The organism is Algoriphagus sp. oki45, from assembly GCF_036245605.1.
Taxonomy (GTDB): Bacteria; Bacteroidota; Bacteroidia; order Cytophagales; family Cyclobacteriaceae; genus Algoriphagus.
In genome coordinates, this window is sequence record NZ_BTPC01000002.1 from 159177 (window position 1) to 181567 (window position 22391).

At 44.5% G+C, this 22391-nt stretch carries 24 protein-coding genes; 11 read left to right on the forward strand and 13 right to left on the reverse strand.

Features of this window, described 5'->3' with window-relative positions; translation table 11 throughout:
• Positions 1 to 6: 6 nt before the first annotated feature.
• Together radA and polA are read right to left on the reverse strand one after the other, a co-directional pair.
• Complete coding sequence (radA, locus tag AAA942_RS10170; protein ID WP_338220158.1) at positions 7 to 1380, reverse strand: DNA repair protein RadA; 1374 nt, start codon at positions 1378 to 1380, stop codon at positions 7 to 9.
• Between the two features lie 189 nt (positions 1381 to 1569).
• Positions 1570 to 4392, reverse strand: coding sequence for a DNA polymerase I (gene polA / locus AAA942_RS10175; protein ID WP_338220159.1), 2823 nt, complete (start codon positions 4390 to 4392; stop codon positions 1570 to 1572).
• 354 nt (positions 4393 to 4746) lie between these two features.
• Between polA and AAA942_RS10180 the strand changes: the two genes are divergently transcribed.
• Positions 4747 to 5040 carry a hypothetical protein gene (locus tag AAA942_RS10180; RefSeq protein ID WP_338220160.1) on the forward strand — a complete coding sequence of 98 codons (294 nt, stop codon included), beginning with the start codon at positions 4747 to 4749 and terminating at the stop codon, positions 5038 to 5040.
• A 44-nt stretch (positions 5041 to 5084) separates the two neighbouring features.
• Here AAA942_RS10180 and AAA942_RS10185 read toward each other — a convergent pair whose 3' ends face one another.
• A complete protein-coding gene (locus AAA942_RS10185; RefSeq protein WP_338220161.1) occupies positions 5085 to 5525 on the reverse strand; it encodes a hypothetical protein in 441 nt (146 codons plus the stop codon).
• A gap of 74 nt (positions 5526 to 5599) precedes the next feature.
• On the opposite strand from AAA942_RS10185, the gene AAA942_RS10190 reads away from it, so the two are divergent.
• Positions 5600 to 7276 (forward strand): amidase, encoded by a 1677-nt coding sequence (locus tag AAA942_RS10190; protein ID WP_338220162.1) that lies wholly within the window; start codon positions 5600 to 5602, stop codon positions 7274 to 7276.
• A gap of 24 nt (positions 7277 to 7300) precedes the next feature.
• Here the strand turns inward: AAA942_RS10190 and AAA942_RS10195 are convergent, their stop codons facing one another.
• Positions 7301 to 7858, reverse strand: a complete 558-nt coding sequence (locus AAA942_RS10195; protein ID WP_338220163.1) for a hypothetical protein — start codon at positions 7856 to 7858, stop codon at positions 7301 to 7303.
• A complete protein-coding gene (gene gpmI, locus AAA942_RS10200; protein WP_338220164.1) occupies positions 7855 to 9381 on the reverse strand; it encodes a 2,3-bisphosphoglycerate-independent phosphoglycerate mutase in 1527 nt (508 codons plus the stop codon). The genes AAA942_RS10195 and gpmI overlap by 4 nt, the downstream gene beginning before the upstream one ends.
• A gap of 137 nt (positions 9382 to 9518) precedes the next feature.
• Here gpmI and AAA942_RS10205 point away from each other — a divergent pair, with 137 nt between their 5' ends.
• The 3 genes from AAA942_RS10205 to AAA942_RS10215 all read left to right on the forward strand — a co-directional run bounded on the left by AAA942_RS10205 (position 9519) and on the right by AAA942_RS10215 (position 11304).
• Positions 9519 to 9914 (forward strand): DUF4783 domain-containing protein, encoded by a 396-nt coding sequence (locus tag AAA942_RS10205; RefSeq protein ID WP_338220165.1) that lies wholly within the window; start codon positions 9519 to 9521, stop codon positions 9912 to 9914.
• A gap of 40 nt (positions 9915 to 9954) precedes the next feature.
• Positions 9955 to 10812, forward strand: a complete 858-nt coding sequence (nadC, locus tag AAA942_RS10210) for a carboxylating nicotinate-nucleotide diphosphorylase (RefSeq protein WP_338220166.1) — start codon at positions 9955 to 9957, stop codon at positions 10810 to 10812.
• A gap of 81 nt (positions 10813 to 10893) precedes the next feature.
• Positions 10894 to 11304: an META domain-containing protein gene (locus AAA942_RS10215; protein WP_338220167.1), complete on the forward strand. Its 411-nt coding sequence runs from the start codon at positions 10894 to 10896 to the stop codon at positions 11302 to 11304.
• A gap of 1 nt (position 11305) precedes the next feature.
• On the opposite strand, the gene corA is transcribed toward AAA942_RS10215, so the two are convergent.
• Together corA and queG are read right to left on the reverse strand one after the other, a co-directional pair.
• Complete coding sequence (corA, locus tag AAA942_RS10220; RefSeq protein ID WP_338220168.1) at positions 11306 to 12412, reverse strand: magnesium/cobalt transporter CorA; 1107 nt, start codon at positions 12410 to 12412, stop codon at positions 11306 to 11308.
• 3 nt (positions 12413 to 12415) lie between these two features.
• Positions 12416 to 13357 (reverse strand): tRNA epoxyqueuosine(34) reductase QueG, encoded by a 942-nt coding sequence (gene queG, locus AAA942_RS10225; RefSeq protein ID WP_338220169.1) that lies wholly within the window; start codon positions 13355 to 13357, stop codon positions 12416 to 12418.
• Between the two features lie 90 nt (positions 13358 to 13447).
• Between queG and AAA942_RS10230 the strand changes: the two genes are divergently transcribed.
• The gene (locus AAA942_RS10230) at positions 13448 to 13705 is read left to right on the forward strand and encodes a DUF6364 family protein (protein ID WP_338220170.1); all 258 of its coding nucleotides are present in this window, start codon (positions 13448 to 13450) and stop codon (positions 13703 to 13705) included.
• Positions 13698 to 14108, forward strand: coding sequence for a type II toxin-antitoxin system VapC family toxin (locus tag AAA942_RS10235; RefSeq protein WP_338220171.1), 411 nt, complete (start codon positions 13698 to 13700; stop codon positions 14106 to 14108). The genes AAA942_RS10230 and AAA942_RS10235 overlap by 8 nt, the downstream gene beginning before the upstream one ends.
• A 6-nt stretch (positions 14109 to 14114) precedes the next feature.
• Here the strand turns inward: AAA942_RS10235 and AAA942_RS10240 are convergent, their stop codons facing one another.
• Positions 14115 to 14339: a hypothetical protein gene (locus tag AAA942_RS10240; protein ID WP_338220172.1), complete on the reverse strand. Its 225-nt coding sequence runs from the start codon at positions 14337 to 14339 to the stop codon at positions 14115 to 14117.
• A 151-nt stretch (positions 14340 to 14490) separates the two neighbouring features.
• Here AAA942_RS10240 and AAA942_RS10245 point away from each other — a divergent pair, with 151 nt between their 5' ends.
• Both AAA942_RS10245 and AAA942_RS10250 read left to right on the forward strand, forming a co-directional pair.
• Positions 14491 to 15591 carry a vWA domain-containing protein gene (locus AAA942_RS10245; RefSeq protein WP_338220173.1) on the forward strand — a complete coding sequence of 367 codons (1101 nt, stop codon included), beginning with the start codon at positions 14491 to 14493 and terminating at the stop codon, positions 15589 to 15591.
• Positions 15592 to 15596: 5 nt separating this feature from the next.
• Positions 15597 to 17120 (forward strand): magnesium chelatase, encoded by a 1524-nt coding sequence (locus AAA942_RS10250; protein WP_338220174.1) that lies wholly within the window; start codon positions 15597 to 15599, stop codon positions 17118 to 17120.
• Between the two features lie 24 nt (positions 17121 to 17144).
• Here AAA942_RS10250 and AAA942_RS10255 read toward each other — a convergent pair whose 3' ends face one another.
• On the reverse strand, positions 17145 to 17507 hold the full coding sequence (locus tag AAA942_RS10255; RefSeq protein WP_338220175.1) for a DUF1304 domain-containing protein: 363 nt from the start codon (positions 17505 to 17507) through the stop codon (positions 17145 to 17147).
• 112 nt (positions 17508 to 17619) lie between these two features.
• On the opposite strand from AAA942_RS10255, the gene AAA942_RS10260 reads away from it, so the two are divergent.
• Positions 17620 to 18996 (forward strand): methyltransferase RsmF C-terminal domain-like protein, encoded by a 1377-nt coding sequence (locus tag AAA942_RS10260; protein ID WP_338220176.1) that lies wholly within the window; start codon positions 17620 to 17622, stop codon positions 18994 to 18996.
• Positions 18997 to 18999: 3 nt separating this feature from the next.
• On the opposite strand, the gene AAA942_RS10265 is transcribed toward AAA942_RS10260, so the two are convergent.
• Entirely contained in the window at positions 19000 to 20190 is a 1191-nt protein-coding gene (locus tag AAA942_RS10265) for a hypothetical protein (RefSeq protein WP_338220177.1), read from the reverse strand.
• Positions 20191 to 20327: 137 nt separating this feature from the next.
• Between AAA942_RS10265 and AAA942_RS10270 the strand changes: the two genes are divergently transcribed.
• Positions 20328 to 20747, forward strand: a complete 420-nt coding sequence (locus AAA942_RS10270) for a YidH family protein (protein ID WP_338220178.1) — start codon at positions 20328 to 20330, stop codon at positions 20745 to 20747.
• Between the two features lies 1 nt (position 20748).
• Here the strand turns inward: AAA942_RS10270 and AAA942_RS10275 are convergent, their stop codons facing one another.
• Genes AAA942_RS10275 through AAA942_RS10285 form a run of 3 tightly spaced genes read right to left on the reverse strand, consistent with a single transcriptional unit; the run spans position 20749 to position 22328 of the window.
• The gene (locus AAA942_RS10275) at positions 20749 to 21864 is read right to left on the reverse strand and encodes a DmpA family aminopeptidase (protein WP_338220179.1); all 1116 of its coding nucleotides are present in this window, start codon (positions 21862 to 21864) and stop codon (positions 20749 to 20751) included.
• 4 nt (positions 21865 to 21868) lie between these two features.
• Positions 21869 to 22135 carry a type II toxin-antitoxin system RelE family toxin gene (locus AAA942_RS10280; RefSeq protein WP_338220180.1) on the reverse strand — a complete coding sequence of 89 codons (267 nt, stop codon included), beginning with the start codon at positions 22133 to 22135 and terminating at the stop codon, positions 21869 to 21871.
• Positions 22116 to 22328, reverse strand: a complete 213-nt coding sequence (locus tag AAA942_RS10285) for a hypothetical protein (RefSeq protein WP_338220181.1) — start codon at positions 22326 to 22328, stop codon at positions 22116 to 22118. The genes AAA942_RS10280 and AAA942_RS10285 overlap by 20 nt, the downstream gene beginning before the upstream one ends.
• Positions 22329 to 22391 lie beyond the last annotated feature (63 nt).

The following is a 22391-nucleotide window of genomic DNA, read 5'->3' on the forward strand; positions in this document are numbered from 1 at the left end:
CATTTCTCAAAATATCAACTTATACATCTCCTCCAGCTTACTCACCTGGAGGATTTGTATTTTGAATTTGTTGAAATCCAATCCCTTCACCGCATACTTAGAAACTACGATCTTTTTGAAACCCAATTTTTCGGCTTCGGCGATTCGGTTTTCGATTCGGGATACGGCACGAATCTCCCCTCCCAAACCGACTTCTCCGGCAAAGCAAATCTGCTCCGATACAGGCGTATCCTCATAGCTGGAAATCAACGAGGCACAAACCGCCAAATCCAATCCTGGATCATCCACTCTCAGCCCGCCTGCTACATTCAAAAACACATCCTGCTGCCCCAAGCGCATCCCTCCACGCTTTTCCAAAACGGCCAAAAGCATATTCAATCGCTTGGCATCATGTCCGGTACTGCTACGCTGCGGAGTACCGTAGGTGGCGGTACTGACCAAAGACTGGATCTCAATCAATAGCGGGCGATTCCCTTCCATCATTGCACCAATAGCCACGCCGTTTAGAACCTCTTCCCGCTGGGTCAGGAGAATTTCGGATGGATTGGCCACAGACCTCAATCCTTCGGCCCGCATTTCATAGATTCCCAATTCGTGGGTGGAGCCAAAGCGGTTTTTAGAGGTGCGAAGAATCCGGTAAGTCAGGTGTCTGTCACCCTCAAACTGCAATACCGTATCCACCATGTGTTCTAGGACTTTGGGTCCGGCGATGGAACCATCTTTGGTGATGTGACCGATCAGGAAGACAGGCGTACCGGTCTCCTTGGCAAACTTCATCAGCTCGGCTGTACACTCTCTGACTTGAGAGACCGATCCAGCAGCGGATTCCACATATTGACTATTCAGTGTCTGAATGGAGTCAATGATCAAAAAGTCAGGTTTTAAGATTTCGATCTGCTGGAAGATCTGTTGGGTGTTGGTCTCCGAAAGGACGTAGCAATCCGGATTCTTGGCAGTCATGCGATCTGCCCGCATTTTGATTTGGGCTTCGCTTTCCTCGCCTGAGACATACAGTACTTTTTTCCCTTTCAGAGTCAAGGCAATCTGTAGCATAAGCGTGGATTTCCCGATTCCGGGTTCGCCCCCGATCAAAACCAAAGAACCCGAAACGATCCCTCCCCCAAGCACGCGGTCCAGTTCCGGGTCGGAAGTGATCCAGCGGGGTTGCTCTTCGTAATTGACCTCGGCGATTTTCTTGGGGACACTGGCTTTTTTGAGTCCGGAGCCTTGCGGTTTCCAACTCCCTTTCCCACTTTCTTCCTTTTGGACTATCTCTTCCACATAGGTGTTCCATTCCCCGCAGGCGGGGCATTTGCCCAGCCACTTGGGGCTTTGTGCTCCGCAGTTTTGACAGAAAAAGGTGGTTTTTACTTTAGCCATAAAGAGGTACGAATTACGATTTTTGATTTACGACACTCTTGAAATATTTGCCTTTATCCTTGATTTTAGGCTCTTATTTAATTTTTTCATTTTAACACCAAGATACTTGGCTGAAAAATCGGCATCGTCTACACTTAGGCTCACACCTTTCCCAAATCTTGCATCTTGTGTCTAAATTCTTACCTCTACTTAATGCGCCTGCAGCCAATCTATCCCTACACCCACTTCCACTTCGATAGGCACAGGGAGCTTGATGGCATTGGACATCCATCCGGGAATATGCTTTTTGAGCAAGTCCACCTCGTCTTTGTGCGCATCAAAGACCAATTCATCGTGCACCTGAAGGATCATTTTGGACTTCAGCTTCTCCTTCTTCATCCAGTCATGCACATGGATCATGGCCACTTTGATCAGATCCGCTGCTGAGCCCTGAAGCGGAGCATTGATGGCGTTGCGCTCGGCAAAGCCGCGCATGGTCATATTTCGGCTGTTGATGTCGCGGAGATAGCGGCGGCGGCCAAGGATGGTTTCCACGTATTCGTCTTTTCGGGCTTTCTCGATAGCTCCGTCCATGTACTCTTTCACTGCAGGAAACTCGGTGAAGTAGGCATCGATGATCTCCTTGGCTTCTCCTCTTGGGATAGATAGTCGCTGTGCTAAACCAAAAGCCGAAATCCCGTAAATAATCCCAAAATTAGCCGTTTTGGCTTTTCTCCTCATATCCGAGGTCACTTCTTCCAAAGGCACTTTGAAAATCTTGGCAGCAGTCGTGGCATGGATATCCCGACCATTGCGGAAGGCCTCGAGCATGGACTCATCCTGAGAAAAAGCCGCCATCAGACGCAATTCAATCTGAGAGTAATCCGCTGACAGCAAGACATGATTTTCATCCCTTGGGACAAAAGCCTTCCGGATTTCCCGACCTCGGGAGGTTCGGATCGGAATATTTTGGAGGTTGGGATTGATGGAAGAAAGTCTGCCCGTGGCTGCGACAAACTGGTTATAAGTCGTGTGGATCCTTCCGGTTTTGGAATTGATCATAGTCGGCAAAGCATCCACATAGGTGGATTTGAGCTTGACCATTTGCCGGAAGTCCAAAATCGCCTGTGCGATTTCATGCTCGTCTGCCAGCTTGCTAAGGATCTCTTCACCCGTGGCATATTGCCCGGTTTTGGTCTTTTTGGCTTTGGGATCGAGCTTGAGCTTTTCAAAAAGTACTTCACCCAGTTGCTTTGGGGAAGCTAGATTAAACCTGACCCCAGCCAACTCATACACCCGCTTCTCAATTTCTTTGCTCTCCTCATCCAAGGCCACTGAAAGCTCCGCCAAGCTTTCTGTATCAATTCGTACTCCTTCAAACTCCATGTCGGTCAAGACTCGAATCAGGGGATTTTCGACTTCATCAAAGAGCTTTTTCAAACCGTTGGATTGGATAATCGGGTCAAGCTTCCCTTTTAGCCTCAATGTAATGTCCGCATCTTCTGCAGCATAGGCCGTGACCTCGTCCTCATCCACATCCCGCATATTGCCTTGATTTTTCCCTTTTTTCCCAATCAATTCGGTTATCGAAACCGGTCTGTAATTGAGGTATTGCTGGGCTAGCCAGTCCATGCTGTGCTTGCCTTCAGGCTCGATGAGGTAATGCGCGAGCATGGTATCATATAGCGTGCCTTTGACTTCGATCCCATAGTTTTTCAGTACCAGCATATCGTACTTGATATTCTGCCCAATTTTTAGAATTTCTTCATTTTCCAAAACAGGACGCAGTTGCTCAAGGATAGCCTGGGTTTCTTTTTGGTCTGAAGGAACTGGAATATAAAAAGCCTCTACTTCCAAGTATGCAAAGGAAAGCCCTACCAACTCAGCCTTCATCGCATCGAGATCGGTCGTTTCAGTATCAAAGCATATTTCTTTTTGCAATAGTAGAAACTCAACCAACTCTTCAATGGCTTCTTTTCCTTTGATTTTATGGTAGCGATGAGCATTGGAATGAATCGTTTCCAGGATTTGGGGTGCTGAGGGGACAGCCAGCTCTTCTCCTTCAGGCTGGGAAGCAGGACTGACCGCTGCGGCTGTGCTGAAAAGATCCATTTGAGCCGGAGCAGCGATTCCTGCTTTTTTGGAACCCGCATCTTTAAATATCCTGCTCGCAAGGGTTCTAAACTCCAATTCAGAAAAGATCGCTCTTAGTTTTTCTTCATCAAATCCATCATAACGAAGGTCTTCTTCATCAAAGTCTATCGGAACATCGATTTTGATCGTAGCCAGTTCTTTGGATAAAAGGCCCTGCTGGGCAAAATTTTCCACGTTTTCTTTTTGCTTGCCTTTCAGCTTATCCACATTGGCAATAAGTCCCTCCACTGAGCCGTATTCTTTAAGTAGCTTGACAGCTGTCTTTTCACCAATCCCGGGAATCCCCGGAATATTGTCGACTGCATCTCCCATCAGCCCAAGAATATCCCGAACTTGATCTACATTTTCGATATCCCATTTGGCACAGACTTGCTTTGGCCCCATGACATCGACTCCATTGCCCATAAAGGCCGGTTTGTAGAGAAAAATATGGTCATCTACAATCTGCCCGTAATCCTTATCCGGAGTCATCATGTACACGGTAAAATTATCTCTTTCGGCTTTTTTTGCCAGTGTGCCAATGATATCATCCGCTTCAAATCCATCCATTTCCAAAACAGGAATTTTGAACGCCTTCACAATTTCCTTCACCCAAGGAATGGAGGTAGTGATATCCTCCGGTTGATCTTGCCGGTTGGCTTTGTACAATTCATATTGGGTATGGCGAAAAGTCGGAGCCTTGGTGTCAAAGGCGACGGCAATATGGCTGGGTTTCTCTTTTTCCAATACTTCCAAAAGTGTATTGGTAAACCCGAGCATTACTCCGGTATTCAGGCCTTTGGAATTGATTCGTGGATTTTTGCTAAAAGCAAAATGAGCTCTGTAAATCAGAGCCATAGCATCCAAAAGAAAAAGTTTATGAGATTGATTTTGCGACATACGTAAGGCTTATTTCTTTTTTGACCCTCCAAGTTACAAATTTCAAGGCCGAGAGACCTCATATAATCCCTCAGCCTGGGCCTATTATTGGAATCAATTTTAAAAATCTTTAATATGATTATCCGCAATGATACCAGTAGATCAAAATGGCCTCGACTTCGCTCGGCCTCCAGATTTGGAGTAATTATGGGAGGGGAGAAAAAAGGGGCGCGGCCCTTTTTTCTCCCTTCCCCAACCTAGAAAACAAACGGTCACCGAGCGAAGTCGAGGTGAAACCATATAAAATTCGGTAACTGGCAGAATTGCGGATAATCAGAATCTTTAATTTCCTCTTGTATCAAATCCACCAATTCCATGAAAAAACTATTAACCGTTCTGATTTTGATCGCTTCAATGGGACTACTTGAAGCAGCACCTATCAAAAAGCCTAAAAAAGACCTAACAGAAGAGCAACTTGAATATCTGGAAAAAATGGAGGCTCGTATCGATGAGATTAAGGCTATGGACTTCAAAGCAATGAGCAAAGAAGAAGTGAAAGCTGTGAAGGAAGAACTTCGTGAAATGAAAAAGGAAGCGGAAGGCAAGGGGATCTATCTATCTGTAGGAGCAATCATTATCATCATCCTTCTATTGATTTTGATTCTTTAATTGTGGATTAAGAAAATGGGCAAAAGGATAGGTGATTCTTTTGCTCATTTCTCTTCTTGCTCCAGAAGATAATTTTTAACCTGTAGGCTCCGCAGGAATATCAAAATCAAGGGGATCAACCATATCAATTCATTGAATACCAGATGGAAAATGCTACGCTTATTCCATCCCAAATCAGGAATAAATCCGAGAGAAAACCAGATGGCCATAATTATTTTTCCGGTGATTCCAGCCAAAATCAACCAAACCCAGCTTATCGGGTAAAACGCAGACACAAATAAAATCAGTCCAATCAGCAAGCCAAAAGTCCCGAAATAATTGAAAGGGGGGAATTGGGTAAGCTCTGCATCCATCGCCAACCATCTCAAAAGAGTCTCCCCGTACCACTTATAAAATGCCGACCAGCATACCGTGTAGATACCCGCCAAAAGGAGCAAACCTCGGAAATGCATCGGGAAAACTGGAAAGGGTGAATTTTGCTCCATGAGTGGTTTGATTTTTCTGCTCTAATTAAACACCTTGGCGGTTGTCTAGTTTGGACTGAACACAAAACTATCCAATGAAAACAAAAAACCACACAACCATACCTGCATTTATCATTTTGGGTGCCTTCAGCTTTTTGGCTTTGGGATTTACTTTGGGAAAAAAAGCCGGGGAAATCACTCCAGCTACCATCGATGCCGCTGCCGACTTAATAGGGCTTTCTTTTTCACCAGAGGAAAAAGACAGTATGCTCACCAATCTGAATAATCAGCGAAATAATCTGGAGGCCCTTCGCAAAACCAAACTGGACAATTCAGTCTCTCCCTCCCTGATTTTTAATCCATTGCCAAAGGGTTTCACCCCCTCTCAAGACCAAAATGAATACGATTGGGGTCTTCCGGACCAAGTAGAGCTACCAAAGGCAGACCACGACATCGCTTACCTACCTGTGAGTCATCTTTCGGTATTGATCAAAACCAAAAAAATAACATCCGAACGACTTACCAAAATCTATCTCGCCCGGATCAAAACCTATTCCGATACCCTTCAATGTCTGATTACCTTAATGGAAGGCACGGCTTTGGAAAAAGCTAAAGCAATGGACCGGGAATTAGCAGCTGGAACCTACCGAGGACCTCTTCACGGCATTCCCTATGGAATCAAAGATCTTTTAGCTGTAAAAGGCACTAAAACAACCTGGGGCGCTATGCCCTACAAAGATCAGGTCATCGATGAGACCGCTACGGTTGTCCAGAAATTGAATGAGGCCGGGGGAGTCTTGGTAGGTAAATTTACCTTGGGAGCTTTAGCCATGGGAGACATATGGTATGGAGGTGTGACCAAAAATCCATGGAATCTAGCCCAGGGCTCCAGCGGCTCCTCGGCCGGTTCGGCCTCTGCCGTGAGTGCGGGATTGGTCCCTTTTGCAATCGGGACAGAAACCCTCGGGTCAATCGTATCTCCTTCCACCCGAAACGGAGTCACCGGACTCAGACCGACTTACGGCAGAGTCAGTAAGCATGGAGCCATGGCCCTGAGCTGGTCTATGGACAAAATCGGCCCCATCTCCCGATCTACTTTGGATAACGCCATCGTCCTTTCCATCATAAATGGTGCAGACCCAGGGGATCCTTCGACGATTTCTGCTGCATTCAATTACTCCTCGAAAGCGGATGTCAAAAAACTCAAGGTAGGTTATTTCAAACCCTTCTTCGAAGGTGAGAGAGTAAGTGAAAATGACCGTCAAGTGCTGGAAGTGCTGAAAAATCTTGGAATTGAGCTTCAACCTTTAGAACTCAAAACGACAATCGATCCTGCGCCAATCGTCAGTATGCTGATGGTAGAAGGAGCCGCGGCTTTTGACGAACTCACCCGCCTGAATCTGGATGATCAGCTGGTCGCACAGCGAAGAAACGCATGGCCCAATCTTTTCCGTGCCACCCGATTCATCCCTGCAGTAGAATACGTACAGATGAGTCGGCAGCGCAGTTTGTTGATCCAGGAAATGCACGAGCTGATGAAGGATTATGATGTGATTGTCACGCCTTCTTTTGCAGGGCAGCAACTGCAGATTACCAATCTGACAGGTCATCCGGCCTTGTGCCTTCCCAATGGATTCACCAACGGCGGAAGCCCAACCTCCATCACTTTGCTGGCTAATCTTTTCGAAGAAGAAAAATTGATTATGCTGGGAAGATTGATTCAGGAAAATACAGATTGGCAAGCGAAGAGACCTCCTTTGTTTAACCAGTAAAAAAGGATTCTCAGGAGTGGAATCTTACCGGACTACTCCTGAGATTTTGATATTGGTCGGCTCCATGAAGACCACCTTTTGTGTAGTCTCGATGGTGTAGTGATCGAGTTTTTGGGTGAGTTGATTGAGGTAAAACTCTCCAGAGGTAGCTGTGGAAAAAAACATGTTTTCATCCTTCATCCTAAATGTGATCGAAGAAGGATAGTCTTTGTTGTATTTGATCTTGATCTCTTTGACTTTTCCCTTTTCTCCGGGAAGTAGTTCATGAATGAGGTATTCGTAGTAGGCATTGGTCGAGTAGGAAAGGGCTAGGGATGGTTTATTGATATCCGCCTCATAGAAAGCCTGGAATTCTTCCTTCCATTCTTGACTGGAAAGTGTAACCTCAGCTGATTTTTCATTTCCGTTGATTCGGGAGACTTTTGAAACAGATACTCCATCCAACTTGGCTACTTCCAAATCCATAAATCCTTTGAGGTCAAAATAAGGAAGCTTCTCCATCTTGACTTCTTTTCTTGCCGAATCACAAGAGAGGAAAACCAAAACTAAGAGGATTGATAAAGTTGAAAATCTTACTTTCATGCTACTATCAGGATTTCCCCGGTCATTTCGGAAGGGATATCCAGCCCCATTAGTTTGAGGATAGTTGGAGCCAAATCCCCCAATTTTCCATCCTTGACCGGAAATTGTTGGTTTTTATCCACTACTATAAAAGGCACCAAATTGGTAGTATGGGCTGTATTGGGCGAGCCGTCCTCGTTGATCATCATGTCTGAGTTGCCATGGTCAGCGATGACCAAAACGGTATAGTCATTTTCCAATGCTGTAGTGATCACCCGGTTTGCACATTCATCCACAGCTTCGCAGGCTCTGACAGCGGCGTCAAAGTCCCCCGTGTGCCCTACCATATCAGCATTGGCAAAATTGAGGCAAATAAAGTCTGCTTTTTTCTTCTTGAGTTCCGGTGAAATTTTGGAAGCAATCTCAAAAGCGCTCATTTCCGGCTTTAGATCATAAGTAGCCACTTTGGGAGAAGGGCAAAGTATTCTGCTTTCTCCTTCAAACTCTGTCTCCCTGCCTCCTGAGAAAAAGAAGGTCACATGAGGATATTTCTCAGTTTCTGCGATTCGGATCTGGCTTTTACCAGCCTGAGCTAGAACTTGGCCTAGGGTATTATTTAAATTATCCTTTTCAAACAAAACCTTCACCCCTTTGAACGTATCGTCGTAATTGGTAAAAGTGATGTAGTCCAAGTTGAGTTTTTTCATGTGATAATCCTCAAAGTCTTTTTGGGTAAGAACTTGAGTGATCTCCCGGCCACGGTCCGTGCGGAAGTTGAAACATATCACCAAATCTCCATCTTGAATAGTAGCAAGAGGCTTGTTTTCATTTCCCACAGCGATAATTGGGCGAATAAACTCATCTGTGACGTTATTGTCATAAGACTTTCGAATCGCTGCCAGAATATCTTTTGATTTTTCGCCCTCGCCATGTACCAAAGCGTCATAGGCAAGCTTCACACGCTCCCAACGATTGTCCCGGTCCATCGCGTAGTACCTGCCTACTACAGAGGCTATTTGTCCGACAGAATTCTTCAAGTGATCCTGAAGATCGGACAAGTAGCGTACTCCTCCTTTAGGATCGGTATCCCTTCCGTCGGTGAATGCATGGATAAATACTTGCTCCAATCCATTGGCTTTTGCCGCGTCACATAACCCTTTCAGGTGATCGATATGCGCATGGACCCCCCCATCTGATACTAGTCCGATGAAGTGAACTTTTTTATTTCCCTCTTTAGCTTTCGCGAATGCGGAGACCAAAACAGGATGTTCATCCAGTTCTTTGTTTTTGACTGCCTGATTGATTTTTACCAGATCCTGGTAGACCACCCGACCGGCACCGATATTCATGTGACCGACTTCTGAATTGCCCATTTGTCCTTCCGGAAGGCCTACTGCCAGACCAGAAGCTTCCAGCTTGGAGTGGGGGTATTTTTCGTAAAGGCTATCTACAAAAGGGGTCTTTGCTTTGTCAATTGCAGAGACCGCAGGATTGGTAGCCAATCCCCAGCCATCCAAAATCATCAATAAAACTTTCCTGTCCATGCCGCAAATATATTACTTTTCACTCCAAAGTAGCCCAAGGGAATGTTTTTGACAAAGATTGACTTGATCTCTTTTTTTAGCCAAACAAATGAATTTCAAACTGATTTTTTTGGCTTGGATTTTGCCCAATTGGGTCGATGCTTATTATCAAATTTCTTTTTTCCTTGCTCATGTTTATTTCTCCTTTTTCAGAAGAGAAGGAAACAGTACCTTCCATAGACCCTATCATCTCTGCTTTGGAAAGTGGATCCAGCAATGACCTAGCCCGGTTTTTTGAAAACAGCATCACTTTGAATATCAACGGGCAGCAGGGTGACTATTCCAGAAACCAAGCTGAATTGGTGCTAAAAGACTTTTTCAAAAAAAACCCTTCCCAAGGCTTTAGCATTTTGTATCAAAAAGAATCTCCCGGAAGTATCAGTACCTACATTGGTGAATATACCAGTAGCACAAGCATTTATCGGGTTTTTATAAAAGTATCCGATTCCAACAACAGCTTTAGAATTTACAGTCTCGATTTTGTAAAAAACTGACTACCTCAAGCGAACGGATAGTTTTGACTATTTTTGAGGGATGAAACCACCCTATCTAACCCCGGAAGCCCTCCAATCCTTTATTACAGCAGCTTTGCAAGAGGATATTGGCCCCGGGGATTATTCTTCCTTAGCCGCTATCCCTGATGGGAAAAAAGGACAAGCCAGACTGCTTATCAAAGAACCAGGAATTTTGGCAGGGGTGGAACTGGCTACTTACATTTTCCAAGCTGTAGATCCGCAGCTACGGGTTGAGCTTTTGAAAAAAGACGGAGACCCTGTGGAAGCAGGAGATATCGGATTTCTTGTCTTTGGGCCATCCGCTTCAATTTTATCTGCCGAGCGTCTGGTCTTGAATTGCATGCAGCGAATGAGTGCCGTAGCTACCAAGACCCATCGACTCACCCAGCTGATTTCCCATACCAAAGCACGACTCATGGATACGAGGAAAACCACCCCAAATTTCAGGCTGATGGAAAAATGGGCCGTACTCATCGGGGGAGGGGTGAACCATCGTTTTGCACTTTACGATATGATTATGCTGAAGGATAATCACGTGGACTTTGCAGGAGGTATCAGACAAGCCATCGAGCGAACCAAGAAATATCTGGAAGAAAATCAGCTTAAGCTCAAAATCGAGGTGGAAACCAGAAATTTGGAAGAGGTGGAAGAAGTGCTTCAAGTGGGTGGGGTAGATTACATCATGCTGGACAATATGGACCTCGACACCATGAAGGAAGCTGTAAAGCGGATCAATGGAAGAATGGGGACGGAAGCTTCAGGAGGAATCACCGAATCCAATCTGGTGGAGGTAGCCGAATGCGGTGTCGATTACATTTCCATGGGTGCCCTTACGCATTCGGTAAGTAGCCTGGATATTAGCTTGAAAGCTTTTTAAGTCCAATATTTGAACGCCGAAAAAAAAACCTATTCAGGATTAATCAGCTTATACTATAGAAATCAAACCAACTAAACAACCATGAGTACAAGATCATTCCTTTTTGTTTTAATGTCCTTTCTTGCTTTTTCTTCCTGCAGATCTTCCATGCCGGATGCCAGCTGGACCGATAAGCAATGGACTGTAGTGGAAATGTTGGGTGTGCCGGTACAAACTTCCAATTCCCCTCAGGATGCCCATTTATATTTTAATGCTTCTGACAAAACAGTAACTGGAAATGGTAGCTGCAATCGCATTTTTGGCCCTTATGTGTTGGAGAAAAAGAACAGAATTTCCTTCGGAAATCTGGGCGTTACAATGATGGCTTGCCAAAATCAGGCTTTCGAAAACAAATTTCTCGAAACGCTCAAGTCTGTAGAACGCTATCAGGTCACCGGCGGACAACTGTGGCTGAAAGACAGCAAAAAACGAGTCATCCTCAAGCTTCAATAAGCTAAAGCCATTTTTTGGAGCGAAAGTAAAAGAGCATCCCCAAGGCCGCAAAGCCCATCCCTCCCAGAACGTAGAAATACCCGTTTTTGAATTGGAGTTCAGGCATATTTTCGAAATTCATCCCATATACACCTGCTACAAAGCTGAGGGGAATAAAAATGGTAGAAATAATGGTCAGGACCTTCATCACGTTGTTCATTCGGTTGGAAAGACTGTTCATGTACAGGTCCAATACACCGGAGGACATGTCCCGGAATACCTCCATGGTCTCGATGACCTGAATGGTATTTTCATACAAATCCCGAATAAATGGCCGCACTTCGGGAGAAATCCTGTGTTCGGCATACTTGTCAAAAGACCCAATTACCTCCCGGAGTGGATATACCGAACGCCTGAGGTCCATCATCTCTCTGCGTTGCAGGTAGAGGGTTTGTAAGGTCTCATTTCCAGGGTCCAGCATGGCTTGAGATTCGAGATTTTCGATTCTAAGGCCGATGTTTTCCATCACCGTGAAATAATTATCGATCACTGCATCCAAAAGAGCATAGAGCAAATAGTCGGTGCCCCGATGCCGAATAGCCCGCTTGGGATCTTGTAGTCTATCCCGTACAAATTGAAAGACATCTCCTTCTTTTTCCTGAAAAGTGATCAAAATCTCCTTTTCCATCAGGAAACTTACCTGCTCTTCGTGAATGGGTGATTCCGGGCTGGGACATTGGATCATTTTTAGTGTTGCAAAAAGATATTCCTGAAACACCTCCATTTTGGGACGCTGATCCACATCCAGAATATCTTCCAGGGTGAGTTTGTGAATGCCAAAAAGCTGACCTATTTCTTCCAAAAGAGAAATATCATGCAAGCCTACGACATCTATCCAAACTACTTTCTTTTTTTGCTCCAGATGCTTTCGAAGTTGGTCCAGAGTGACCCGCTCCTGAAAAAAATCCAATTCATCATACCCAATCAGGTTGATAAAGACCTCCTCCTGTTTTTTGTCTCCAGTGAAAACCAAGGCTGCAGGAGGTAGGCCTACTTTGTGAGCTGGCCTTTTCTTATGCTGAGTTTTAAATAGCTTCTGAAATTGCTTTAAAGGAGACTTTTGAAGCATGACTTAGGAGTTGTTTACTCCTATAAAATCGATATTTCTTTTCAGTCCGGCAAATTTGGTCCGCTTGACGGCAGATTTTGAAAATACCCGTTTGAAGGTTTCTTCAGTCATTTCGACCCATTCCTTATTGGAAAAATTAGCCAATTCATCACTGGGTCGAAAAGCCGGTTCGTGATGAGGTTTGGAAAAGCGATTCCAAGGACATACATCCTGACAGATATCGCAGCCAAATACCCAATTTTCCATCTTTCCGGCAAATTCATCAGGAATGGCTTCTTTGAGTTCGATAGTCAAATAGGAGATACACTTCGAGGCATCAATCACCTCATGCTGTACGATTGCATCGGTTGGGCAGGCGTCGATGCAGGCCGTGCAAGTGCCGCAGTAGTCTTTAACCAAAGGCGTATCGGGAGTTGCCTCCAAATCGATGATCAGTTCGGCCAAAAAGAAAAAACTGCCCATCTGCCGATTGAGAAGCAAGCTGTTTTTGCCAATCCAACCCAATCCGGCCCGTTGTGCCCATTGCCGCTCCATCACGGGTGCCGAATCCACAAAAGAGCGCCCGTTGATTTCGCCGATTTCTTCCCGCAGCTCTTCCAAAAACTCGGTGAGCTTAGCCCGAATCACGTCATGGTAATCAGCTCCATAAGCGTATTTGGCGATTTTGATGTCTCCAGACTGATGAGGAAGCTGCTTTTCCGGATAGTAGTTATAGATCAGGGAAACTACTGTTTTGGCATCTTCGACCAGTTTGGAGGGATCGAGACGCTTGTCAAAATGATTGGCCAAGTAGGCCATTTTCCCTTGATAGTTTCGATTCAGCCAATCTTCCAATCTGGGAGCTTCTGACTCCAAAAACTCCGCCTTGGCAATCCCGCAAAAGTCAAAACCCAATCGCTTGGCAGTGGATTTGAGGATTTGGGCGTGTTTTTCGGCGGGGGACATAAGATTCGAAAAGTAGGTTAAAACATTATAATGTGGAAATTTAAAACCTTTAGAAAAAGACACGTATATTTCATATAAACACGTGTGATCATGAAGACAAAACTAACCTTGACCATTAAAAAAGAAGTGGTGGAAAAAGCCAAGAGAAGGGCAGCAAGCCAAGGAATTTCTCTTTCCAAGATGATTGAGGATATTTTTGAAAAGGAGGATCCTTCTGTTCAATACTCAGAATCACAACTTGCTGCTAAAAAACTCTTGGAAAGATTAGAGGAAATGGATTCTACCAAGGTACCACTAGAGTCCGACAAAGTAGCTTTGACTAAATATTTGAAAGAAAAATATGGTTAAGATTTTTTTGGATACCAATGTAGTCTTAGACATCATTGGCAAAAGAGAGCCATTTTACAAGGAAGCAAAATTATTTTTGGAATTGCATGCCAACGGCCTAGCCAAACTTCAAATAGCTGAAAGCAGTATTGGAAATCTCTATTACTTGGCCTTTAATGTGTACAAATTGCCTTACTCTGAATTTACAATGAGTCTCTTTTTTAAAGCTTGCGATATACTTTCAGCAGGCAAAGATTTGATATATAAGTCTTTAGAGTCCGATTTTAAAGACAAAGAAGACGCCTTGCAGTACTATACGGCTTTAATGAATAGATGTGATTTTTTGGTCACAAGGGATAAAAAGGACTTTAAATATGCCAGAGAAATCCGTGTCCTTTCGCCAAAGGAATTTTTCTCAAACTGAATAGTCCTAACCCCTCCTCAAATCCTCACGATCCTGATACCATTGCTCCTCAAAAGTCTCCTGAATCTCAACCGGTGCAGCTAGTACAGCCCACACCATCCATAAAATCAAAAACGGCCCAGCCAAGAAAATCGCCCAGATTAATAGATGGGCAATATCCAATTGAATCAAAGTGACAAAAACGATCAATACCGCCGTCACTATTCCTACTGCACTGTGATAGTTTTTCATTTTTTTATAGAATTTCAGTCCCTTATTAAACTCAGCAGGGCCCCGCTTTGTTAAACCCTCAACAAACTCAATTATTTAAATACTTGATACTAGATACCAGCTACTTGGTACCAAAATCTTGTCTCTTGTATCTAATTTCTAGCGTCTTCCAATGAAAGGCTTCCGATTTACTCAATACGTACCACCTCAAGACCCGGAGAAAAACACCTTCGAGAATTTGCTGAACATCTTTCTGCAGCTCGTGACCATGACCGGAGGAGATGTCGCCGAAGCCCTGAGTTGGCTCACCAATCTGGACAAACGATACAATCTCACCAATCCCAACTACGGCATCGGTGACTTTATCGAAGACCTTAAATCCAAAGGTTATCTGACCGAGGAAAACCAAAAAGGAGACTTCAAAATCACTGGAAAAGCCGAACAAACAATTAGAAAATCGGCTTTGGAAGAAATCTTCGGTAAACTCAAGCGCGGCAAATCCGGTCAGCACAAGACCACCCATTCGGGCCAAGGCGAGGAGCGGGGCACTGACCGACGGGCCTATGAATTCGGGGACAATCTGGACCAAATCGCCCTGACTGACTCCCTTCGAAATGCCCAAGCCAATCATGGGCTTTCTGGGGATTACCTGCTGACAGAGGACGATCTGGAAGTGGTAGAGACTGAATATCGCTCCCAAACCTCCACGGTATTGATGATCGATATTTCCCACTCCATGATTTTGTATGGGGAAGATCGAATCACTCCTGCAAAAAAAGTGGCAATGGCTTTGGCTGAACTGATCAAAACCCGCTATCCCAAAGATACCTTGGATATCATTGTCTTTGGAAATGATGCCTGGCAGATCGAGATCAAGGATTTGCCTTACCTACAAGTCGGTCCATATCATACCAACACCGTCGCCGGACTAGAGCTTGCGATGGATTTGCTTCGCCGAAGAAAAAATCCCAACAAGCAAATCTTTATGATCACCGACGGCAAGCCCACTTGTCTCAAAGTCGGGATCAAGTACTACAAAAATGCCTTTGGCATAGACAGCAAAATCCTTAGCGAAACATTGAAACTTGCTGCCCAATGCCGAAAACTGAAAATCCCCGTGACGACCTTCATGATCGCCTCGGACCCCTACCTCAAAGAATTTGTAAAGGAGTTTACCAAAGTCAACAACGGCAATGCCTACTACAGCAGCCTGAAGGGACTCGGTGACCTCATTTTTGAAGATTATAGACGCAACCGAACCAAACGATTTTAATCCACATGGACTACCAAAGACTAACTGGAAAAGAGCTCACCCAAATCAAGACCCTTGGCCAACTTAAGGCTTCAGGCTATCAACCCAAATCCATCAAAGAAGAACTAAGAGACAACCTGATCCTAAAAATCAAGCGGAAAGAAAATGTATTTGAAGGAATTTGGGGATACGAGGACACGGTGATTCCTGACATTGAGCGGGCGATTCTTTCCCGTCACAACATCAACCTTCTTGGCCTCCGCGGTCAGGCTAAGACCCGTATCGCTCGGATGATGACTCACCTCTTGGATGAATATGTGCCAGTGGTCTTCGGTTCGGAGCTCAACGATAACCCGATGCACCCGCTCTCCTCTTTTGCAAAAAATCTGATAGAGGAAAAGGGGGATGATACGCCAGTCACTTGGCTATATAGGGAAGATCGCTACGCTGAAAAGCTGGCCACTCCGGATGTCTCTGTGGCAGACCTTATTGGGGATGTAGACCCGATCAAAGCCGCTACTATGAAGCTCAGCTACAACGATGAACGGGTAATTCACTACGGTCTAGTGCCACGTTCTCACCGATGTATATTCGTAATCAATGAATTGCCGGACTTGCAGGCGAGAATTCAAGTGGCGCTATTTAACATTCTCCAAGAAGGCGATATCCAAATCCGTGGCTTTAAGCTGAGATTGCCCTTGGATATTCAGTTTGTCTTCACGGCTAACCCAGAGGACTATACCAACCGAGGCAGCATCGTGACTCCGCTCAAGGACCGAATCGAAAGTCAGATCATCACTCACTATCCAAAATCCATCGAAATCGGCAAGAAAATCACCGCCCAAGAGGCCAATTTGGCTGGAAAGCCGGTGAACCAGATCCATGTGCCCGAACTGATGAAAGACCTCATCGAGCAGATTGCGATCGAAGCAAGAGGTTCAGAGTTTGTGGATGAAAAAAGCGGGGTGTCGGCTCGATTGACCATTTCGGCTTACGAAAACCTGATTTCCGCTGCAGAAAGGAGACTTTATCTCAATGGAGAAACAAACACAGTAGTGAGAATTGCCGATCTCATTGGAGTGATTCCGGCAATTACCGGAAAGGTAGAGCTAGTCTATGAAGGAGAGCAGGAAGGCGCCGGACTCGTGGCTTACAACCTGATTGGAAAAGCGATCCGTACCCAGTTTGTGAATTATTTCCCTTCCCCAGAACAGAAGAAAAAAGACAAGTCGGGCAATCCTTATGTCATTCCTTTGGCTTGGTTCGGGGAAGGAAATGAGTTGGATATTTTGGCTTCCCAGTCCGACAAAGAATACAAAACGCTGCTTCATTCCGTTCCGGGACTGGAGGAAGTGGTCACCCAGATGGTAAAAACCTTGCCCGAAAAGGAAAAGGAGTTTTTTATGGAATTTGCGCTACATGGCTTAGCTGAATATTCTCAACTCAGCAAAAAGCTATTGGACACCGGGCTTCAGTTCAAGGATCTGTTCAGTTCCATGTTTGACATGGGAACTGGGGACGAGGATGACTTCGATGAAGATGACAATTAAGAAAAGGGGCGAAAGCCTCTTTTTCTATTCTAATAATATCAACACAATCCCCACCAAAGCAGGCAAGCCCTGCACATAAAAGATCTTTTTGCTGGCAGTAATCGCCCCAAAAATCCCCGCAATAAGCACACAGGTCAGAAAAAACAAGGCTACTTTATCTGCCCAAACCGGATCTGTAATAACCCTTGACCAAACCAGCCCCGCGACCAAAAATCCATTATACAAGCCCTGATTGGCGGCAAGAACTTTGGTTTTGGGGAACATTTCCTTGGGCATTTGCCTAAAAATCTTTCTCCCCGTCGTCTCCCAGGCAAACATTTCAAACCAGAGGAAATACAGATGAAGCGCGGCGATCAGGCCGATAACAAGGTTGGTGAGGAGGTCCATAGATTCGCTAGTTTATCATCAAGATAAGAAATTTTGGAGTTAGCAGTAGACAGTAGGCAGTAGGCAAAATTCGGTATAATGCATACTGCCCATTGATCCCTATCTTTGCCGTATGTCCGACTTCCAACTGCCCAAAGACTTTCAATCCCAAATGCAAGCCCTTTTGGGAGCACAAGAATTCGAACTTTTTAAATCTGCAATCAACCAAACTCCACGAACCTCAATCCGACTAAACTCGGAAAAACAATTTTCCCCTACTTGGCCCAAAAGCCCGATTCCTTGGTCATCTGAGGGCTACTTTTTGGAAGAAAGACCCAGCTTTACCCTCGACCCCGCTTTCCATGCTGGAGCCTATTACGTGCAGGAAGCTTCCTCCATGTTTATCGAGCATATCTTGAAAAGTTTGGAAATTCCCAGAGGGATTTACCTCGATTTGGCAGCAGCACCCGGGGGGAAAAGTACCCTTCTGTCTAGCTATTTGGGAAATTCGGGGCTGCTTGTCGCCAATGAAGTCATTCAATCCCGTGCCCAAATCCTTAAGGAAAACGCCATCAAATGGGGTTTGGGAAATACAGTTGTGACCAATAATGATCCTGATCATTTTGAACCCTTGGAAGGTTTCTTTGACTTGGTCCTGGTAGATGCACCGTGTTCGGGCGAAGGTATGTTTCGCAAGGATCCTCAAGCCCGTGAAGAATGGTCCCTAGACCATGTCTTACTCTGCTCTTCCCGCCAAAAGCGAATCATGGACAAGGCGGGTGCATTGGTCAAAGGAGGGGGTTATCTGATTTATTCCACCTGCACCTTCAACGAGCAGGAAAATGAGGAAATGATCCGATTTCTCACCGAAGAGTTTGCCTTTGAGCCTGTTCGCATTCCTCGGGAAGAAAGTTGGGGAATTGTAGAGACTGAAGTAAAAACCGTGGATGGAACTTTCTTCGGCTACCGCTTTTTCCCGCACAAAGTAGAGGGCGAAGGTTTTTTCATCACGGTACTGAAACGACCGGATTCGGCTTCTACTCAAGAACCCGGACGAATCAAAGACTTCAAGCATCCAGTCCTGAAGGGACTTGGTGGTCGGGAAGGAGAAGCTTTGGAGCAGGAATTGGGATTTGATGGGACGGGAAAATACTACTCGCTCAAGGACTCTTTTTTTCGGATCAACCGGGAATTTTACCGGCACTTTGAGAAAATCGCTCAGGCCTTGAGTCTACGCTACTTTGGCGTGGAGTTGGGGAAAAAGCAGAAAAACGAATGGATTCCAAGTCACGAATGGGCACTTTCTACCTTACCTAAAAAAGGTTTTTCGCAAGTTGAACTCAGCCATGAGCAGGCACTGGAGTTTCTGAGAAAAAACGACCAATCCTTTGACGATCTGCCTAAGGGATGGGTCCTTTTCACTTACCAAAACTTGCCCTTAGGCTGGGGAAAAAATCTCGGAAACCGAATGAACAATTATTTCCCGAAAGAGTGGAGAATCCGGATGTAGGTTTTATTCTTTGATAAATTCAAACCGAGCCCATTTATCTCGGTGGCGAAGTTCATTCCCTACTCCCAAAAACGGAGATAAATAGACCAACTTCTCTACACGAACTTCATGGATTCCTTTTTCCAAGTGAGCGATTGGGAATTGCCCAAAAATAGCTTTTTGTCCACTATGACCTGATTTAACGGCCCTCCACTTTTCAGGACGAATGAGCGAATCGTTCAGGTAAATCCTAAATTGATCAGAATAAGATTTCAGATTTTCCCATGAAATACTGTCTGTCTCCAACAAAACATTCATTTGGGAAATGGCTTTACTTTCTCTCACATAATAGGGCAAGTAAATGTCGAGATCTTCTTTACTTACTCGTTTTCTTGGTGTCCATGCACGGGGAAATCTTTTCTTCTCAGGATTGAATTCCTCATAGTAGACCTGTTCGTTTGGCCATTGGTAATCTTCCTCATCAAGATTTGTTTGGACTTGATAGCCAGAAAATCCTTTCAAGTCTTGTATAGTGAATGGCACAGAAACTAAAATCAATACAAAGGAAAAAATTAAAAAGGACCATTTTCCCAAGTTGCTTTGATAGACAGCCCCTATAGTCCCGCTCATACTTTTGCCAACCATCTCCTTTACTCGGGTATTTTTCCTGACCAAACCGCTGATGGCAAGTCCCATCACCGTAAGCATAAATATCAGATAGACTACTTCAAAATTCAGATTGAATATCAAATAAATACCAATGAGGAATATTAGATAAAGGGTGATACTGAAAATGGGAATGGCTACCGTGATGGGAAATCCATATAACATGCTGCACCATCTTTCCAACTTCAGAAGGTAATGAACGGGATGAAAGTAGTCTATATTTTGAGAGTACTTAAAAAGGTTTTCTTTGATTACTCCGTTGGGAAATGCATAGGAAATTCCCAGTAAACCCGCCCAGATAAACCTCATGATGAGGTGAATAATCAGAAATAGTTTAAATACGGTAATAATCAGGGAAAAATAGACCAAGATCAATTGTGCCGGAATCTGCTCCAGTCCATAATCCTGAATAAGAATGACCGAAAATTCAAATAGGCGTGAAGGAATCACAAACAAAAACGCCAGCGAAATACCCGAAATGATCACCTCCGGCTCCCAGCTGTTTTTTTGCAGATGCTCCAGCCAAGTCAAATCTTTTTGTTTTTCCATATCCTCCATTTCCATCTTTATTTCTTTTAACCCATTAAAAATCAACAGAAAATTTTGATATTTTTCCAGTAAATGGCAATTACTTTTCCTTCAGGACACCTCTCCTTCCAGAATAAATTCCAATAATCTTCTATTCAATGGAAAAAGCCCCAACCGAAAGCCAGGACGCCATACAAGATTCCAAAAAAGGCAAAAAGGATCTTCAAATGGAGCGTACTCGGGCAGCCTTTGAGCGGCTTCAGCTCGCTTGGGTGAGAACTTCACTCACTATCTTGGCCATCGGAATAGGAGCCTATGAGTTTTTTTATAATCGACTGGAATCGGGCAAAAAGCTTCTCTTTGAAGAATTCACCGGAAGAGAATTGGCCTTGATTCTCTATGTAGTAGCGATCGTCATGATGATACTTTCTCTGATCCAGCACAGGCAGAGCATGGAAAAACTTAAAAAAAGCTATGATGGAAGCCGGTATTCCATCGCCACTATCCTTTCCTATTTAATGCTGCTTTTAGGAATATTTCTTCTCGGGATGCTGCTTTGGAAATCCTTTATTTCCTGATTCACTTGGAAATAACCCATTCCAAAACTTTTTCTTTGGGCAAAGCCTCCACGGTTCTTCCTCCCTTTCCCTCCAATGTATCTGCCGCAAAAAGTGAGTTGATTATTGCTTCTTCAGTAGCCTCAATCACAGCCATAAAAAGTGCCGTCATATCATCGTTTGCCAAAAATTCCGCCTTTTGAAGCTGCTGAGAAGGTATCGAATAGGGGATCCGCAAGCCTTCATTTGTAGAAAAAGCAACCACATAATCTCCCGAACCATTCGACGCAATTCCTCCTGTTTTGGCTAGGCCCATCATGGCTCGCCGAGCCATTCTCTCCAGATTTCTCTCCAAAACAGGCGCATCGGTAGCAATCACGATCATGCAGCTCCCGTCTGATTTTTCCAGGGCATCTTTAAATGGATATTTGCCTAAGTTTTCTCCCACCGGAACCCCAGCGATTTGCAGATTACCTCCAAAATTGGTCTGGACCAAAACTCCCACTGTATAGCCTCCCAGACTTTCGGGCAACTTTCTTGAGGAAGTCCCGATACCTCCCTTCCAGCCAAAGCAAACGGTGCCCGTACCCGCACCCACATTTCCCTCATTTACTGCTCCGGAATTAGCTGATTCGATTGCGTGGATTACTTCTTCAGGAGAAATATGCATACCCCGGATATCGTTCAGATAGCCATCGTTGGTCTCTCCGACCAAAGCATTGACAGATTGTACGGCCTCATTTCCCTGCTGGGATAGGGAATAGCGGACGACCCCTTCAATCCCTGCTGCCACACTCAGCGTATTGGTCAAAATGATGGGAGATTCCAGATTGCCAAGCTCTTGAACCTGTGTGACTCCTGCCAATTTCCCAAAGCCATTCCCTACAAAAATCGCCGCAGGCACCTTATCCTGAAAAAGATTTCCCCCATGGGGCAAAATCGCAGTCACCCCGGTTCGAACATCACTTCCCTCAATTTTGGTCAGATGACCGACCTTCACTCCGGGTACATCGGTAATGGCATTGAGTGCTCCTGAGGGCAAAATTCCAAAGGGAATACCCAATTCTCTGGGTCTCGATTGGGCAAAACCCAATTGTATCACAAATGAAATCAGAAATAGGAAAAAAAGGTTTTTCATTGAATCAGGGGAAATAACGATAAATTTCTTTTCGGTGTAATATCCGGACAAAAATCAAAATCTCCCCATCCAACTCCAGTCCGATTCGAAAATCCCCAAGGCGGATCCTAAAAAAATGATTACTCCCAGCCAATTTCTTTATTTGGGGCAATTCCGAAAGCTGACTTGCCTTTTGAGCCTTTTCCAGGAGTTCAATCAACTTCTGATTTAGGTCCTTATCCTTGATTTTCTTCCAATCTTTCTGAAAAGTCTTATCGACCAGAATTTTCATTCTTCAGTTCATTTAAAAAATCCTCAGAAGAAATGTAGTCTTTGGACTTTCCGGTTTCGATGGCATTTGCCATTGAAATATCCTCTAAAACCTCTTCATTAATCACAGAAAATTCTATTCCCAGCTTTTTAGCAAACTCTTTTATAAGGCTAATTTGCTCCTCTGTCTTGCTTTTTAATAGGATGGCTTCCATGACTTTTTTCTTTAAATATATCCAAATTCAGGATTAAAACTTGAATTCAAGAGTAACAGTTCA